The sequence below is a fragment of the Rhodococcus sp. SB1D genome (assembly GCF_048573875.1).
GTDB lineage: Bacteria > Actinomycetota > Actinomycetes > Mycobacteriales > Mycobacteriaceae > Rhodococcus_F > Rhodococcus_F qingshengii.
On record NZ_JBMAIQ010000005.1, the window covers coordinates 251,881 to 267,829 of the forward strand.

A 15,949-nucleotide genomic window follows, 5' to 3' on the forward strand; every position below is an offset into this window, starting at 1 on the left:
CGGATTGAGAGTTCGATGGCAAATGTCATAGCCCTGTCAGTACTTGTCCTGGTGTTCGTCATATCCACCGTGAGGTCGGTGAACATGGGTGCGCTCGCCCTGGTGGCTGCCTTCGTCGTCGGGACACTGGTCTTCACCGTCGATACCAGCGAGATCCTCGACGGCTTCCCGGCCAGCCTCTTCGTCATCCTGGTCGGCGTCACCTACCTGTTCGCGCTGGCCAGAAACAACGGCACGGTCGACTGGATCATTCACGCGGCAGTCCGCGCGGTCAGAGGACGAGTGGCCCTCGTGCCGTGGGCGATGTTCGCGGTGTGCGCGGCCGTCACCGCCATGGGCGCGGTCAGTCCCGCTGCCGTCGCCATCATCGCGCCTGTGGCAATGGGCTTCGCCACCCGCTACCGGATCCACCCCATGCTGATGGGCTTCATGGTCGTCCAGGGCGCAACGGCGGGCAGCTTCTCCCCTATCGGAATCTTCGGTGTGATCACCAACGACGTCATGCGTCAGAACGGCCTCCCGTCGAGCCCGGCCTTGCTGTTCGTCTCGACCTTCGCGGCCGCGGCCGTTGTTGCTGCCATCGCGTACGTCTCGTTCGGCGGACGCGCGTTGATTGCGCGCGGCGCCTCCGAACGCGTGCTCGTCAGCGCAGTCGGCAATGCGTCTGGCGGTGGCGACACCATCACCGGTTCGGGTTCCGGCGACAGCTCGAAGGGTGGCGGCAAGTCCTCGGGTGGGGCCGCTCCGCACGAGGGAGCGCTCAATCTCGAGCGCCGACTCACCTTGCTCGGACTGGCGTCGCTTGCACTCGGCGCCTTGGTGTTCGACCTCGACGTCGGATTCACCGCACTGACCGTCGCGGTACTTCTCACCCTGATCTTCCCGGCCTCCGCCCGCGGCGCCGTCGACAAGATCAGCTGGGGCACCGTGCTCCTCATCGGCGGAATCGTCACGTACGTCGCTCTTCTGCAGAACCAGAACACCGTCCAGTGGCTCGGGGATTCGGTTGCACACGTGGGGATTCCACTTCTCGCGGCGTTCTTGATCTGTCTGATCGGCGCGATCGTGTCGGCGTTTGCATCCACCACGGGAATCCTCGGCGCACTCATCCCTTTGGCAATTCCATTCCTCATGACCGGTCAGGTCAATGCAACCGGTCTGGTCATCGCGCTGGCAATCTCCTCGTCTCTGGTCGATTGCAGTCCGTTCTCGACCAACGGCGCGCTGGTGGTCGCGAACGCCGCTCCGGAAGAACGCGACGTGGTGTTCGGGCTGACGATGCGGTGGGGCATGACCATCATGGTGGTGACGCCGATTCTCGCCTGGCTGCTGTTCGTTGTTCCCTGGTCCGTCTGAATCTTCGCTCAAAGAAAGGGAACTCGCGATGAACAGCGAATCCACACTTCTGCGCTCCCTCGACCCCCGCATCTTCGACGATCACGGAGCGGCGGTCAGTTTCGGCGAAGGCGCAACCCTCTCTCGCGCCGACTTGTTTGCCGCCGCCACCGCGGTCGCCGATCGAATCCATGGTGCACAGCGAGTGGCAGTACAAGCCGCCGCCGGCCTCGAGACAGTGGTCGCCGTCGCCGGCGCACTGATCGCCGGTGTTGCCGTGGTCCCGATCCCGCCCGACTCCGGCCCGCTCGAACGTCAGCACATCATCGCCGATTCCAAGGCCGAACTGATACTCGGAGAAGGACCGTCGGATTCGAGTATCCCGTTGATTCCCATCGATATTCACGCGCGATCTGCGACGTCCTATCCCGAACCGAGTGCGGCAGCTACCGCACTGATCATGTACACCTCGGGAACCACCGGAGCTCCGAAAGGCGTTGTCCTCTCGCGAGCATCGATCGCAGCGGATCTCGACGCGCTCGCTCATGTGTGGAATTGGACGCCAGAGGACACACTCGTCCACGGACTGCCCCTCTTCCACGTCCACGGGTTGATTCTCGGCGTGTTGGGCGCCTTGCGCGTGGGTTCGCCGCTGATTCATACCGTCAGACCAACTCCGGATTCGTATGCCGCAGCGGGTGGCTCGTTGTACTTCGGTGTTCCGACCGTCTGGTCACGCGTGTGCGGTGATCCCTCGGCGGCAGCAGCATTGCGATCCGCGCGCTTGCTCGTGTCCGGAAGTGCACCACTTCCGGTTCCATTGTTCGAGCGGATGAAATCGCTGACCGGGTTGGCTCCCGTCGAGCGCTACGGAATGAGTGAAACCCTCATCACCGTCAGCACGACGCACGACGGCGAACGTCGCCCGGGTTGGGTCGGGCACGCCGTTCCGGGAGTCAGGACGAGGTTGCGCGGCGAGAACGGCCAATTGTCGGCGCACGACGGAGAGCAGCTTGGGCAACTGGAAGTTGCGGGCGCCGTTCTCTTCGACGAGTACCTCGGGAACCCCTCGAAGACAGCGGAATCCATGACCGAAGACGGCTGGTTCCGCACCGGCGACATCGCGGTGATCGACGACAGCGGATTCCACCGCATCGTAGGTCGCGAGTCGGTCGACATGATCAAGTCCGGTGGATACCGCATCGGTGCAGGCGAGGTGGAACAGGCACTTCTGGCATACCCCGGCGTTCGCGAGGCCGCCGTCGTCGGTGTGCCGGACGACGATCTCGGACAGCGCATAGTCGCGTTCATCGTCGGCGACGTAGCCGACTGCGCTGTGGTTTCGGACTTCGTCGCCGAATCACTGTCGATCCACAAGCGCCCACGCCAGGTTTGTCTGGTGGACAGCTTGCCCCGCAACGCTATGGGCAAAGTCCAGAAGAAGCTGCTGACGCCCTGAAGGTGTACTCGCTTGCGCAATCGGCGCGGTGCGGTCGTGAGTTCTGCACGACCGCACCCGATACCAGCATCGAGACGGCGGTACAGCACCGATGCGCCTCAAGGTTCTCACTCGCACTCGCATAGTTTGCCGCCAGGCTGCCCCGTCACTCGCGGAAGTCTTTTCGTTTCACGAATCGCCGAGGACCCGGTCGCACCCGCTACGAGGATGGTTACCTTGCCAGCTCCCTGCGTAAGTCAAAGCCAGCCATCACCTTGAAACCAAACGAAGCTGAGCTAGATAACGACCTACCGCCCGTGAACTCGATTGCAGCATCCCTTCGACGGTAAGCGTCCAAGGGATTCGATGCCTTACTAATCAGGGCTTCCCAAGTCCGTAGGTGAACTCTCCAGAACTCCAGTTCATCGTCGCGTGGTACTTGTATCCACTCATCATGCCGTCGCCCTTATTCTCGTTGGCTGCGAAGCACTCAAAGACCGTGGTTTTTTCAGATAGGTCATCAGTCGAACCACCCCCGACAGGGGAACAGGACACCGAAATAATCGGTCCGTCCATAAACCCTTTCGTAACGTGATCCTCAGCCATTGTCTTGACGCTGCTTTCAATATTGGTCACCGCCAAGATACGTCGGGCGCGTTCGCTAGCATCCTTACTCTCCTGAGCGGATTTTTCGGCGGCAACGCGGGCAGCTTCTTCATCGGCCGCCAACTGAACCGCCGCTGCCGCTGCATCCCGCTCAGCCTTCACGTTGGAATCATGGGACAGTTTCCAGACTGTACCGCCGACCGCCGCGAGAAGAACAATCGCCAGCACCGCTATCAAAACCTTCTTCGGTGGCCGCTTGCGCGATGTGGGCGAGTCCTTCGAGTCCGGCGCCGGCAGGGGTAGCCACTTTGCCCCATCCCAGTAACGTTGACCGCCCGCTGGATCTGGGTACCAGCCCGCGGGTATCTGGTCAGATGGCTCGGACATCGTCGTGCTCCTTCATTCCTGGATAGAACCGATCACACTGGTGGGTGTGGTTGGAAATTGCCAAAATTAGCGAATCTGTCCCATCCATAAATCTTGAATGCAACGCGTTCGGGACCGGTCCGCTGAAACGGATTTCGTTAGTTCAATCAGAATAGAGAGTGATACCGACAAACCGTCCAGTTTTGGAGATCGAGCGCCACCCTATCGGAACAAAGGACGAGCCTTGGACCTACTACCTCGCCTTTTCCAGGACGAAACTCACCTAACCGCAGCACCTAGTCGGCGAGTACCCCGACTTCAGCCGTACGCCGTCGATGAACTTGCCAGCACGGCCAAAATATGAGGAGCCGTCGAAAGCGCATAGCCACGCCTACCATCGGCGATTGATCGAGAGATCAATCCGTCGACGCGAAATTTGGGTTTTATGGGTACGTTCAAGCATCGCGGCTACTTGTCGGAGACACGTGACATCGCCATGTTTCGAGTCTGTGGCCGTAGCCGTGGACACATCAGCAGGAACTTCGAGATGCCTCAACGGAAATCGCCGGAAGACTATTCGCTGATCTGCGAATTGAACCACTTCACAGAAATTTGGGATGCCACGCAGGGATGCAGCTGCGTTATCCACGTCAGTTCACAACTCGGAAATCAAATTCATCCCGATCCCAACACAAAACTGGAACGAACCGCTCAGCGCCCCGACACAGAAACCATTTGGAGCACGACGATGTCTTGCCCAGGGTCCGCGCTTGAGCCGCACTCAGGCGCGAGCAGGCTCAGCCGCCGTAGACCTCGGGGTCCAGGGTGCCGATGTACGGCAGATCGCGGTACCGCTCGGCGTAGTCGAGGCCGTAACCTACGACGAACTCGTTGGGGATGTCGAAGCCCACGTCGCGGACGTCGACGTCGATCTTGACCGCATCCGGCTTACGGAGCAGGGTGACGACCTCGAGCGAAGCGGGATTACGTGTCTTGAGGTTGCGCATCAGCCACGACAGCGTGAGACCGGAGTCGATGATGTCTTCGACGATCAGCACGTGGCGACCGGCAATGTCCTTGTCGAGGTCCTTGAGGATGCGGACGACGCCCGAAGACGAGGTCGAGGATCCGTAGGAGCTCACGGCCATGAATTCCATCTGCGACGGGATCGGCAGGGCGCGGGCGAAGTCGGTCATGAAGAAGACCGCTCCCTTGAGGACGCCGATCAGCAGGAGATCCCCTTCGGGGGCGCCTGCCGGGTAACGCTTGGCGATGTCCTCAGCCAGTTCCGCCGTTCGTGCACGGATCTGTTCTTCGGAGATCAGTACCGATGCGATGTCGCCCTCGTACACGCGTCAAACCCTTCGTCGGTCTTCGAATCCGAGGATCAGCCTGCCACGTCGCCGGGCCGCCACCAACCTCGCCTCCGGTGTTCCGCCGCCGATCGCGACGCCGCCTTGCCCCCGCCAGTCGGTCACCAGGGCGTCGACTGCGCGTAACTGTTTGTCCGTCAATGCTTTTGCGCCGCCCTGCAGCAGCCAGGCGCGCAGAGCGCGTCGACGGATTGCGGTGGGCGCTTCGGCAAGTGTGTCCACTTCCACTTCCCCGTCGACGACAACCCGTAGGAGTAGGGCCTCGGCGTACTCGTCGAGCGCCTCACCGTCCTCACGCAACTGCGTCGCGGTTCGGGCCAATGCTTCGGGAACTCCCCCGCCGAGAATTTCTTCGAGCAGCGGCAACGCCTCGTGCCGCAGACGTACGCGAGTGAACTCGGGATTGTTGTTGTGCGGGTCCTCCCACGGCGTGATTCCCAGGTCGACGCAGGCCGCCCTGGTCACCGATCGCCGGATGCCGAGGAGCGGCCGTCCCCAGGGAGCGTCGAATGCAGCCATACCTTGAATCGATCGCCCACCGGACCCGCGCGAGAGTCCGAGAAGCACGGTCTCGGCCTGATCGTCGAGCGTGTGTCCGAGCAGAACCGGGAGGTCAGCCCTCGCGTCGCGTAGGGCGTTATACCGAGCCTCACGCGCAGCGGCTTCGAGACTCCCACCATCGGCTACGTCGACTGTCAGCACCGTCGCGGTCCGGCAACCCAGCGCCAGCGCCTGGTCTGCGGCCGAGCGCGCGACGGCATCCGAACCATCTTGTAGGCGATGGTCCACGATCAACGCGTCGACCGAATCGGTTTCCGCCACCGCTGCTGCTGTCAGCGCCAACGAATCGGCTCCCCCGGACAGGGCGACGACCACACGGCGTCGTGGCTCGAATGCGAGCGTCCACGCCCGCACGGCCTGTCGCAGCGCCAGGAGGGCAGGCGTCTCAGGCAGCAGCATCTAGCCGAGAACGCGCTTTACCCACGCGTCGGGATTGTCGATCTCGTCGAGCAACGGCAAGGTCTCGGGCCCGGTCCAGATGGTGTTGAACTGCTCCATGCCGACCTTGAGAACCACCGCGTCGACGAAGGCCTTGCCACGTACGTACTGCGCCATCTTGGCGTCCATGCCGAGCAGCATCTTGATGATCCGCTGCACGGGGTTGGACTTGCGCTGCCGACGCTTGTCGAAGGCCGCGCGGATAGTTGACACCGACGGCACCACAGCGGGACCGACGGCGTCCATCACGTGGTCTGCATGCCCTTCGAGGAGGGTGCCGAGTACGAGCATCCGATCCAGCGCGTCACGCTGGGGTTCCGCCTGCGAGGCGCGCAGCAGTCCGATGATGCCGCCCGCCGTCGCACCGTCACTGGAGTCGGGTTCCTTCCGCGAGCGCAGCTCTGCAGCAAGGCGCCCGACAACGTCGGTCATCGACTCGTCCACCGTCGCACCAAGCGTTTCGACGGATTCCTTCATGTACTCCGCGAGCCACGGCGAGGACGAGAACTGGACCCGGTGAGTGACCTCGTGCAGGCAGACCCACAACCGGAAGTCACTCGGGTTCAGCCGAAGGGACCGTTCGACGGAGACGATGTTCGGTGTGACCAGAAGCAGGGTGCCGTGCTCGCCGGTGAACGGGTCGTACTGCCCGAGGATCGCCGAAGACAGGTACGCCAGCATGGCGCCGGCCTGCAGGCCCGCCGGCTTTCCGACGATGAGATTGCCACTGCCGTCAGGGTCGGCGCCGGTGAGATGTGCCATCGACCGCGAGGCCGCCGTGATCCACCCGGCCCGGTCCAGCACGTCAGCGGCCGGGACCGGTAGACCGTCGGCCAGCCCGGTCACTTCACGAACCGGCAGTTCTGCGCGCTTGGACGCTTCGGCGAGTTCTGCGGTTGCCGTCTCGGCCGTGTAGCGAGACATCGCGGGGCCGCCGCGCGCCAGTTTTATCCCGGCTTTGGCGGCAAGACTCCAGTCGACGGCACCACCGAGCGGAGCCGAGGCTTCATCATCTTGTGGAGTCTTTTCGGCCACTATTGGCACCCGCAATTCCTCAATGCTCCGGCAATCGCGTCCAGGGCAGGACGGCTCACTTCTGGCGGCCGGTCATTGGACATCAGTGCGAAGGTGAGCACTCGCCCGTTCTGATCGACCACGAACCCTGACAACGCGCTGGCCGTTGAGAGAGTTCCCGTCTTGGCTCGCACCCAACCCGCACCGGTTCGGTTTCCGGACGCGTAGCGGTCGGACAAACTTCCTGTTCCGCCGGCCACCGGAAGGTAGTCCAGCAGGGGGCGCAGTTTCGGATCACCGTCACCGGCCGCAGCCGTCATGACGCGATCGAGTACCTGAGCGGGAATGAGATCGTCGACGGACAGTCCGCTGGAATCGTGCAGCGAAACTCCGGTGTAGTCGAACCCGGCCGCCTGCAGGGTCTTGCCGGTCGCGTCGACGGCTCCGGTGAACGAGGCTTCGATTCCGGAGGCAATCGCGACCTCACGCCCGATGGTCTCGGCGAGCACGTTGTCGGAATGTTCCATCATCTGCAGCAGTCGGTCGCTCAGCGGCGCCGACTGCACGGTGGCGATCGGCTTGGCACCGGCAGGCGCCGCGCCGAGACTCACGTTGGCGGGATCGACACCGAGTGCCTGAGCGAGCACCTTGCCCGCGTCCAACGCGGGAGTTTCCGAACGCGGCGACTCGTCTTGAGTGCCGTCGTACCGACCACCTTCGATCATCACCGATTCGATCGGGGTGATGTAGCCGGCCGCGATGTCCGCGGGGAACCAGCCGGTGGCCATGTTGTCGCCCTTGAACAAGCTCGAGTCCACCACGACGCTGGTCACCGGCGTACCGGCAGCCTTGATCTGGTCGACGAGATCCGCGATGTGAGCAGCATTGGCGTAATACCCGCTCTGCCCCTTCGGCGTGGCCGTCAGCGTCGGGTCACCACCGCCGACCAGAACGACCTGCCCGGGGCTCGTTCCGGGAACCACCGTCGTGGACAGCCGGTGGTCGAGCGGCAACTTCAGTAGTGCCGCCGATGCGGTGAGCACCTTCGTCGTGGACGCGGGCGTCATCGGCGTCGACGGGTCCGTGCTCCACAGAATGTTTCCGGTGAGCGCATCGGCGACAACTCCGGTGAACTTCCCCAGATCCGGGTTGGCGACAGCCGGGCCGATCGCCGCGGCGATTCCCGACGCGCTCGGGATCGGTGCGTCCGTCGGGACGGGCACCACCTGAGGTGACGGCGTCACGAGCGCAGGCTGCGGCGACGTAGTCACGGTCGCACTGCCGGCAGTGTCGTTCGACGTACCGAGTTTCACGACGACAACTCCGGCGACGGCCAGTACAACCACTGCACCGACCGCCAGAAGGATGCGGAAGTTACGCCGTCGACTCTCTTCCAACGAGCCGATCTTCTTCTTTCCTTGGCCCGCCAACGCCCCTCCGTCTGTGCTCTGCCTACTGGGTGGTCAGGCAACCTTATCCTTGACCCGATATCCTTCCGACGAATCATTACCGACACGACAGCGAGGAATCGGCGTGGAGTTCGACGTCACCATCGAGATCCCCAAGGGTCAGCGCAACAAGTACGAGGTCGACCACGTAACCGGTCGCGTCAAACTCGATCGCTACCTCTACACAGCTTTCGGCTACCCGGCCGACTACGGCTTCATCGAAAACACCCTGGGTGAGGACGGCGATCCGCTCGACGCCATGGTCCTGCTCCCCGAGTCGGTCTTCCCCGGCGTCATCGTCGAGGCTCGCGCAGTCGCGATGTTCAAGATGGTCGACGAGGCCGGCGGAGACGACAAGGTCCTCTGCGTTCCGGCCGGTGACCCCCGCTGGGATCACATCCAGGATCTGGGTGACATCTCACAGTTCGAGCTCGATGCGATCAAGCACTTTTTCGTCCACTACAAGGACCTCGAGCCGAACAAGCACGTCGAGGCAGCCAACTGGGTCGGCCGCGCCGAGGCAGAGGCCGAGATCGAGGCTTCGATCAAGCGTCTCGCTGCCAACGGCGGTCACTGAGCTCGAGTTCTCAGGCCTAACGAAAATCCCCGCACATCGGAAGATGTGCGGGGATTTTTGTGCTGTTTTTACTCGCCCTTGCAGTTCCTACTCACCCTTGCAGTTCCTACTCACCCTTGCAGTTCCTACTCACCCTGGAAGACTGGCGGGCGCTTCTGGAAGACGGCGGTGATGGCCTCGGTCAGATCCTGCGAAGGCAGGAACGCCGCGTTCCAGGCTGCGACGTAGCGAAGGCTGTCGTTCACGCTCGCGCTGCGGGTGTGATCGAGCACGTCCTTGATCCCGTGGACGACGAGCGGCGGGTTGAGCGCAATCTCCTTGGCGGTCGCGCGCGCCGCTGCCAGTACCGCGTCGGCATCTTCGAAAACGTCGTTGACGAGGCCGATCTTCTCGGCGCGCGCTGCGTCGATGTCCTTGCCGGTCAGAGCCAACTCACGCAGGTGTCCGTCGCCGATGATCGCGGGCAGACGCGCGAGGCTGCCCATGTCTGCGACGATCGCGACCTTGACCTCGCGGATGCTGAACTTGGCATCGGCACTTGCGTAGCGGATGTCCGCCGCCGTGATCAGGTCGACGCCGCCGCCGATGCACCAGCCCTGCACAGCTGCGACGACGGGCTTGCGGCAATCTGCGACGGCATTGATGCCCGACTGCATGCGCTTGATCATGTCGTGGAACTTGGTGCGCGGGCCTGCCTGAGCCTTGTCCGCGAGGACGGCACCGAATTCACCGCTCATCGCCGGCAGGTCCAGTCCGAACGAGAAGTGCTTGCCGGAACCGGCGATGACGATTGCACGCACCTCGGGGTCGGCGTCGAGGTCGGCGAAGATTTCGGGGAGTTCACTCCAGAAATCCGGCCCCATCGCGTTGCCCTTGCTCGGCCCGATCAGCGTCACCTGGGCGATGTTGTCTTCGCGCTCGACGGTGAACGCATTCCAGCTCTTCTGTTCAGTCATTACTCAAGAGTAACTAAAGGTCGGGCTCAGCCGAAGACCGCTGCCTTCATCCGAAGATTCCTGCCTCGTCAAGTACCAGTACGACGAGGGTGACGGCCATCAGGGCGAACATGATGAGCATCGCCATCCTGGCCGCCCGCTCACTGGTCGGTGGGAAAACGCGCTGCGCCGGATGCTCGGCCACGTACTCGGACAAGGACATGGTCCTGGCACGTGAGCGTGTCGGATTCTGTACCGCTGCTGTTGTAGCCATGTCGGTGATCCTTTCAACTACGCAATCTCAGTCAGGTACCCCAAAGGTGAAGTACCCGACTGAGTTCGACTTCTCCAATGTAGACCCGCAGATCGAAGAAGTCAGCGTGAGTTTGGTGCGAATTACCTGAGAGTCAGTCCACACAGGGAATGCCGCCATTCGCGTCGGCCCGGATGGGTGATCCCTGCGCTCCCGTATCGGGAACGGTGCCGGCGGATACCGACGAGTCCGACTGCGCCGGAGCGGCCGAGAACACGGTCTGCGCATTGTCCTCACCGATCAGTACAGACACTGATTCGGCCGCTGCCTGCTCGTTAGGCACTGCGGCCACGCCCAACTGCTCGGCCAGCGCCTCTGCGACGGCTTTGGCGCCGACTCCATAGCTGACCACCGACTTTGCCGTCGCAGCTGCGGTGCTCACCTCTCCGACTTCGACTCCCGACGCTTTCATCGCCGCTGCCAACGCGGCACCCAACCCGTCCGTCGCGGTTCCGTTGCGGATGTCCACAACTTCGTTCCCGGTCGAGACAGCAGTGTCCATCGCAGGTGCAGATGCCGAGTCACCTCCCGCGAAGATCCGCGACACTTCACTACGCAGACGCGCCGGATCGACCATGTTGACGTCCTGGCCGTCGACGGTCTCGTATCCCTCGATGGGCAGGGTGTAGAAGTCGATGTTCCCACCTGCGAGAGCGCTTGCCTGAGAAGCGAATCGGACGGGATCCATGGCAGAATCGATCACCACGTCCTTCTTCACCACGTCGGCCAGTGCCGTCATCTTCGGAATGTTTCCGATGACGCCGGAGCCCTTCAAGTTGGCGATCACCGCGCTGATGAAAGCCTGCTGCCGGTGGGTGCGATCCAAGTCCCCGTTGTCCAGGCCGTGGCGTTGACGGACAAACGAAAGTGCCTGTGACGCATCGAGAGTCTGAACTCCGGCCGGGAAGTTGGCGCCCGAGAAGTCATCCTGCACCGGATTGTTAAGGCACACCTGAACGGGGCCGATAGCCGAGACGACGTCGTAGAAGCCCATCAGGTTCACTTCGGCAAAGTGATCGATCGGAACCTTGAGCAGATTCTGCACGGTGGTCAGTGTCGACCGTCTTCCGACTTCACGCGCTTGTTGTTCTCGTGCAGCAGGATCCGTCACACCGTCCGCTATGAGTTTGGCGTCCGCATCAGCCTTCGCCATTCCGTAGGCTTCCTTGATCTTGGCCATTCCGTAGCCGGGTACCGCGACGTAGTCGTCGCGTGGGATCGCCACTGCACTGGCCTTGCCGCCATCGCCCGGAACATGGAGCAGGATAAGCGTGTTCGTGTTGTATCCACCCACATCGCTGTCCCCCGCATGCAGCTTGTCGGTGACGAACTCTGCCGGCAGATCGCTGCCGTCCATCGCCTTGCGACTGTCGAGCCCGATCAACAAGATGTTGGTATCCCCGTCGAGCGAACTGCCGGCGTCGTCACCGAGGGCGGAGAGCGCATCCGACCGGTACAGCCCCGACGTCAAATCCGACTGCACGTACCAGCCGATTCCGACGCCCACCAGAATCGTCGTCGACAGGGATGCCGCCGCCAGCTTGCGCCCTACCGAGAGCGTCGACCGCTGCGGTTGACGCCTACGCCTGTGTCTGGTTGCCGAGTGTCGAGGTCGCGGTTCCACGGCCGACACGCTATCCAGCGTTCCTGAGTAGAACCTGTCGATACCGGACACGGCTGGTCATTGGCTGAAAAAACGCTGAGAATGAAGTCCGAATAGGGCAAATCTGCTCTAGGCTCCGCCCTGTGGACCGCCGACGCTTCCTCAGTGCCCTCGCAGCAGCAACTCTGACCGGAACCGCCGCGGTGACCATGGGAACCGCTTGTTCGTCACGTTCGGTCGGGACGGCAATCGCCGCAGCCGACGAACCAACCGACCCCGTCCCTGTCCCGGATCTCCCGCCTGCCTTGTTGCCGCCTCCACCGCCGTCTGCCCGGGTGCCGCTGCCCGCCGGCGGATCGTTGACCGCGTTACCCGGCGGTGGGGATCTGTTTGCCCTGACGGTTGACGACGGAGCCAGCTCCGAAGTCGTGCGCCTCTACACACAGTTCGCAAAAGACACCGGCATCCGTTTGACGTACTTCGTCAACGGGCAATACAACTCGTGGACCGAAAACGCCGGACTTCTCAGACCGCTGGTCGAGAGCGGACAAATTCAGCTCGGCAATCACACCTACTCGCACCCGGATCTGACGTCCGTGTCGAAGCAGCAGATCGCAGACGAGCTGACGAAGAACGGCACGTTCCTGCGCAACACCTACGGCGTGGACGCGGCGCCGTACTTTCGGCCGCCGTACGGAAGGCACAACGCGACAGTCGATTCCGTGGCCGCGAGCGTCGGCTACACCGTGCCCACCCTCTGGTACGGATCACTGTCGGATTCTTCGTTGATCACCGAGGAGTACATCCTCCAAATGGCGAACCAGTACTTCAATCCGGGGGCCATCGTGATCGGGCACCTCAACTATCTGCCCGTGACCCACGTGTATCCGCAACTGGTGGACATCATCCGGAGCCGAAACCTGCGGACTGTCACGCTCAACGATGTTTATCTGAAGCCGTGACGCCGTGGTGACCGCAGCCGACAACGAGGTCCCGGCCGAAAACACGGCTCCGTCCGTGAAACAACGCACCGAGGCCTGGCTGCTCGCGGACATCACCGAGGAACCGGCCGGACATCTGGGGCCCCACCGGATGGCGCCGAAGAAGGAGAAGCGCCACCCGTGGTGGAAGGTGATGTGCCTGACGGGTGTCGATTACTTCTCCACCCTCGGTTACCAACCCGGTATCGCGGCACTGGCGGCCGGCACGTTGGCTCCCATCGCGACAGTCGTATTGATCCTGCTGACACTCTTCGGCGCTCTACCGGTCTACCGGCGAGTGGCTCGCGAGAGTCCGCACGGCGAGGGTTCGATCGCCATGCTCGAGAAGCTGCTGCCCAAGTGGCGCGGCAAGATCTTCGTTCTCGTGCTTCTCGGCTTCGCGGCCACCGATTTCCTCATCACTATGACGCTCTCGGCGGCCGATGCCACGGCGCACCTCGTCGAGAACCCTTTTGCTCCAACCTTTCTCTCCGGACACACCGTCGCCGTCACCCTGGTTCTGCTCGCGCTCCTCGCTGCGGTCTTCCTCCGCGGATTCACCGAAGCGATCGGTATCGCGGTCGGATTGGTCGCCGTCTATCTCGCCTTGAACGTGGTGGTCATCTCCGTAGGTCTGTGGCACATCGCGACCGCGCCGTCGTTGGTCACCGACTGGACGCGCGCCATGACCACCGAGCACGGAAACCCGGCGATGATGATCCTGATCGCGCTGATCGTCTTCCCGAAGTTGGCTCTCGGTCTGTCCGGCTTCGAAACCGGCGTCGCGGTCATGCCGCAGATCAAGGGCGATCCGCACGACACCGAACAGAATCCACGTGGCCGCATCAAAGGTGCGCGGCGCCTGCTCACCACGGCGGCGCTGATCATGAGCGGATTCCTGCTGACGTCGAGCCTGGTCACCACCATCCTGATCCCAGAAAACGAGTTCCAACCCGGAGGCGCTGCCAACGGTCGCGCGCTTGCCTTTCTCGCCCACGACTATCTGGGTGAGATCTTCGGAACCGTCTACGATCTCAGCACGATTCTGATCCTCTGGTTTGCCGGTGCATCGGCAATGGCAGGGTTGCTCAATCTTGTTCCGAGGTATCTCCCCCGCTACGGCATGGCGCCGTCGTGGGCCCGCGCCGTGCGTCCGCTGGTCCTCGTGTTCAGCGTCATCGCCATCACTGTCACGATCTACTTCGACGCCGGTGTCGACGCTCAGAGTTCCGCGTACGCAACCGGTGTCCTCGTGCTCATCTCGTCGGCGACCGTCGCCGTTGCACTGTCCGCTCGTAAGCACGGTCAGCGAAAACTGTTCGTGGGGTTCAGTTTTGTCGCAGTTTTGTTCGTCTACACGACGATCGCGAACATCTTCGAACGTCCGGACGGTGTGAAAGTGGCGTCGTTCTTCATCGCCGCGATCATGGTGGTGTCCTTCCTTTCCCGGATCTCGCGAGCCTTCGAACTACGGGCAACCTCCGTCGAATTCGACGAGACTGCACTGCGATTCATCGCCGAGGCAGCCGAGAAGGGTTACCTCGCGATGGTGGCGCACGACGTCGACCGTCTCGACGAGGACGAGTATCGGCAGAAGGAATCGCAGCAGCGCGCCGAAAGCAACATCCCGGAGGCTGAGTCGATCATCTTCATCGAGGTAAACGTCACGGACTCCTCCGAATTCAGCACCGACCTCCTCGTCCACGGCCGACAGCGCGGTGAGCACCGGATTCTGTGGGTCGACAGCCCGGCCGTCCCCAACACCATTGCGGCGGTTCTCCTGCGGACGAGGGACATCACCGGCGTGATTCCCGACGTCTACTTCGAGTGGACCGAGGGAAACCCGATCATGTACCTGCTCCGCTTCCTGTTCATCGGTGAGGGCGAAACAGCTCCCGTGACCCGTGAGGTCCTCCGCCGCGCCGAACCCGACCAGTCCCGCCGGCCACACGTCCACGTCGGTTGACGCCCACTCCCACTAACCGCTCACAAGCCCGCTCGCGATTGCTGTCGAACATCGCTGCATCCAGGGCTGTGGTGGCCGAGGTGGCGGGCGACCAATGCGGGCGCGATGGTGAGGGGCGTCGTTCGTCATGGCGACCTTCCATTCGTGTCTGGGGGCCAATCTCGGTCCCCTTCATGGATTTCGCCTTCTGACAACGGAAATTGCACCGGCAAGAGGGACTGGCGTGCAACTGGTGAGCGAAAAGTCTGTCCGCACGCGCGAGTGCAGATTGAAAGGCCTTTCGACCCGCAGGTGGACGGGACGATGCGACGGAGATCGAGAATGACCGCGACATACAATCGCGATCAGAGCGAAGCTCCAGGCCGAGATTCCGGCGCCGCTGTGATGGAGGGGTCAGGATGTTCGGTTGGAAAAAGAAGCGCAACGATTCAAAGATGACGCTCGACGATGTGATGTCGAAGCTCAGGCCTGACCTGAGTCGGGAATCACTCGGCGTCGGACCCGACTTTCCGGGCGTCGCCCCGAACCCGCTCATGAGCAGTGATGCACGCAAGCGCAATGCGGAACTGCGGACGGGGGTGCTTGCGCTCGGCATTCTCGTCGACTGGCGGGAGGTCAACAGCAATCCACGCGTGGTCCTGATGTTCGACGTGGAGACCTCCGACGGCATCTTGTTCCGCGGTATCGCAGACGAAGACCTCACGATCACCGAGCTGACACGACTCGCCCCAGGACAGACGTTGCCCGTGCGCTACCGGCCGGCCGTCATGGACCACTACGTCGCCCTTGCCCGGGACGCGGACGCCGCCCACGTTCAGCAGCTCTCCGACGAGATCGCGACCCGCAAGCGGACCTGACCCGAAGCCTTGGCCGGATCCTAGGTCGCCGGCACTCCGATGATGGCGTCGGCGGTCACACGCATGTCGATCACGACGAGACTGGTTGGTAGACGCATTCTCTCGGTTGAAAATAATATGTAGACCGGTCTATTGTTGG

Annotated in this window: 14 protein-coding genes; 6 read left to right on the forward strand and 8 right to left on the reverse strand. The window is 62.6% G+C overall.

Annotation, left to right across the window (positions count from 1 at the left end; genetic code table 11):
- Positions 1-15 precede the first annotated feature (15 nt).
- Together ACN50D_RS14440 and ACN50D_RS14445 are read left to right on the forward strand one after the other, a co-directional pair.
- On the forward strand, positions 16-1,356 hold the full coding sequence (locus tag ACN50D_RS14440) for an SLC13 family permease (RefSeq protein WP_211921381.1): 1,341 nt from the start codon (positions 16-18) through the stop codon (positions 1,354-1,356).
- 28 nt (positions 1,357-1,384) lie between these two features.
- A complete protein-coding gene (locus tag ACN50D_RS14445; RefSeq protein WP_211921379.1) occupies positions 1,385-2,794 on the forward strand; it encodes an acyl-CoA synthetase in 1,410 nt (469 codons plus the stop codon).
- 357 nt (positions 2,795-3,151) lie between these two features.
- Here ACN50D_RS14445 and ACN50D_RS14450 read toward each other — a convergent pair whose 3' ends face one another.
- The 5 genes from ACN50D_RS14450 to dacB form a co-directional block, all read right to left on the reverse strand.
- Positions 3,152-3,766 carry a DUF2510 domain-containing protein gene (locus ACN50D_RS14450; RefSeq protein WP_064688653.1) on the reverse strand — a complete coding sequence of 205 codons (615 nt, stop codon included), beginning with the start codon at positions 3,764-3,766 and terminating at the stop codon, positions 3,152-3,154.
- Positions 3,767-4,542: 776 nt separating this feature from the next.
- On the reverse strand, positions 4,543-5,097 hold the full coding sequence (hpt, locus tag ACN50D_RS14455; RefSeq protein WP_003941159.1) for a hypoxanthine phosphoribosyltransferase: 555 nt from the start codon (positions 5,095-5,097) through the stop codon (positions 4,543-4,545).
- A gap of 3 nt (positions 5,098-5,100) precedes the next feature.
- On the reverse strand, positions 5,101-6,078 hold the full coding sequence (gene tilS, locus ACN50D_RS14460) for a tRNA lysidine(34) synthetase TilS (protein WP_047269663.1): 978 nt from the start codon (positions 6,076-6,078) through the stop codon (positions 5,101-5,103).
- Positions 6,079-7,152, reverse strand: a complete 1,074-nt coding sequence (locus ACN50D_RS14465; RefSeq protein ID WP_070161956.1) for a zinc-dependent metalloprotease — start codon at positions 7,150-7,152, stop codon at positions 6,079-6,081.
- Positions 7,152-8,561, reverse strand: coding sequence for a D-alanyl-D-alanine carboxypeptidase/D-alanyl-D-alanine-endopeptidase (gene dacB, locus ACN50D_RS14470; RefSeq protein WP_165638579.1), 1,410 nt, complete (start codon positions 8,559-8,561; stop codon positions 7,152-7,154). The genes ACN50D_RS14465 and dacB overlap by 1 nt, the downstream gene beginning before the upstream one ends.
- A gap of 103 nt (positions 8,562-8,664) precedes the next feature.
- On the opposite strand from dacB, the gene ACN50D_RS14475 reads away from it, so the two are divergent.
- Positions 8,665-9,156, forward strand: coding sequence for an inorganic diphosphatase (locus ACN50D_RS14475; protein WP_003941181.1), 492 nt, complete (start codon positions 8,665-8,667; stop codon positions 9,154-9,156).
- 125 nt (positions 9,157-9,281) lie between these two features.
- Here ACN50D_RS14475 and ACN50D_RS14480 read toward each other — a convergent pair whose 3' ends face one another.
- The 3 genes from ACN50D_RS14480 to ACN50D_RS14490 all read right to left on the reverse strand — a co-directional run bounded on the left by ACN50D_RS14480 (position 9,282) and on the right by ACN50D_RS14490 (position 12,028).
- Positions 9,282-10,112: a crotonase/enoyl-CoA hydratase family protein gene (locus tag ACN50D_RS14480; RefSeq protein ID WP_007727023.1), complete on the reverse strand. Its 831-nt coding sequence runs from the start codon at positions 10,110-10,112 to the stop codon at positions 9,282-9,284.
- Positions 10,113-10,158: 46 nt separating this feature from the next.
- Positions 10,159-10,365, reverse strand: coding sequence for a hypothetical protein (locus ACN50D_RS14485; protein ID WP_124568973.1), 207 nt, complete (start codon positions 10,363-10,365; stop codon positions 10,159-10,161).
- Positions 10,366-10,498: 133 nt separating this feature from the next.
- On the reverse strand, positions 10,499-12,028 hold the full coding sequence (locus ACN50D_RS14490; RefSeq protein WP_307850468.1) for an LCP family protein: 1,530 nt from the start codon (positions 12,026-12,028) through the stop codon (positions 10,499-10,501).
- A 122-nt stretch (positions 12,029-12,150) separates the two neighbouring features.
- Between ACN50D_RS14490 and ACN50D_RS14495 the strand changes: the two genes are divergently transcribed.
- The 3 genes from ACN50D_RS14495 (at position 12,151) to ACN50D_RS14505 (ending at position 15,810) form a co-directional block, all read left to right on the forward strand.
- On the forward strand, positions 12,151-12,969 hold the full coding sequence (locus tag ACN50D_RS14495; RefSeq protein ID WP_007727026.1) for a polysaccharide deacetylase family protein: 819 nt from the start codon (positions 12,151-12,153) through the stop codon (positions 12,967-12,969).
- Positions 12,970-12,973: 4 nt separating this feature from the next.
- A complete protein-coding gene (locus ACN50D_RS14500; RefSeq protein ID WP_080961074.1) occupies positions 12,974-14,953 on the forward strand; it encodes an amino acid permease in 1,980 nt (659 codons plus the stop codon).
- 434 nt (positions 14,954-15,387) lie between these two features.
- Positions 15,388-15,810 (forward strand): hypothetical protein, encoded by a 423-nt coding sequence (locus ACN50D_RS14505; protein WP_231915382.1) that lies wholly within the window; start codon positions 15,388-15,390, stop codon positions 15,808-15,810.
- Positions 15,811-15,949: the final 139 nt, after the last annotated feature.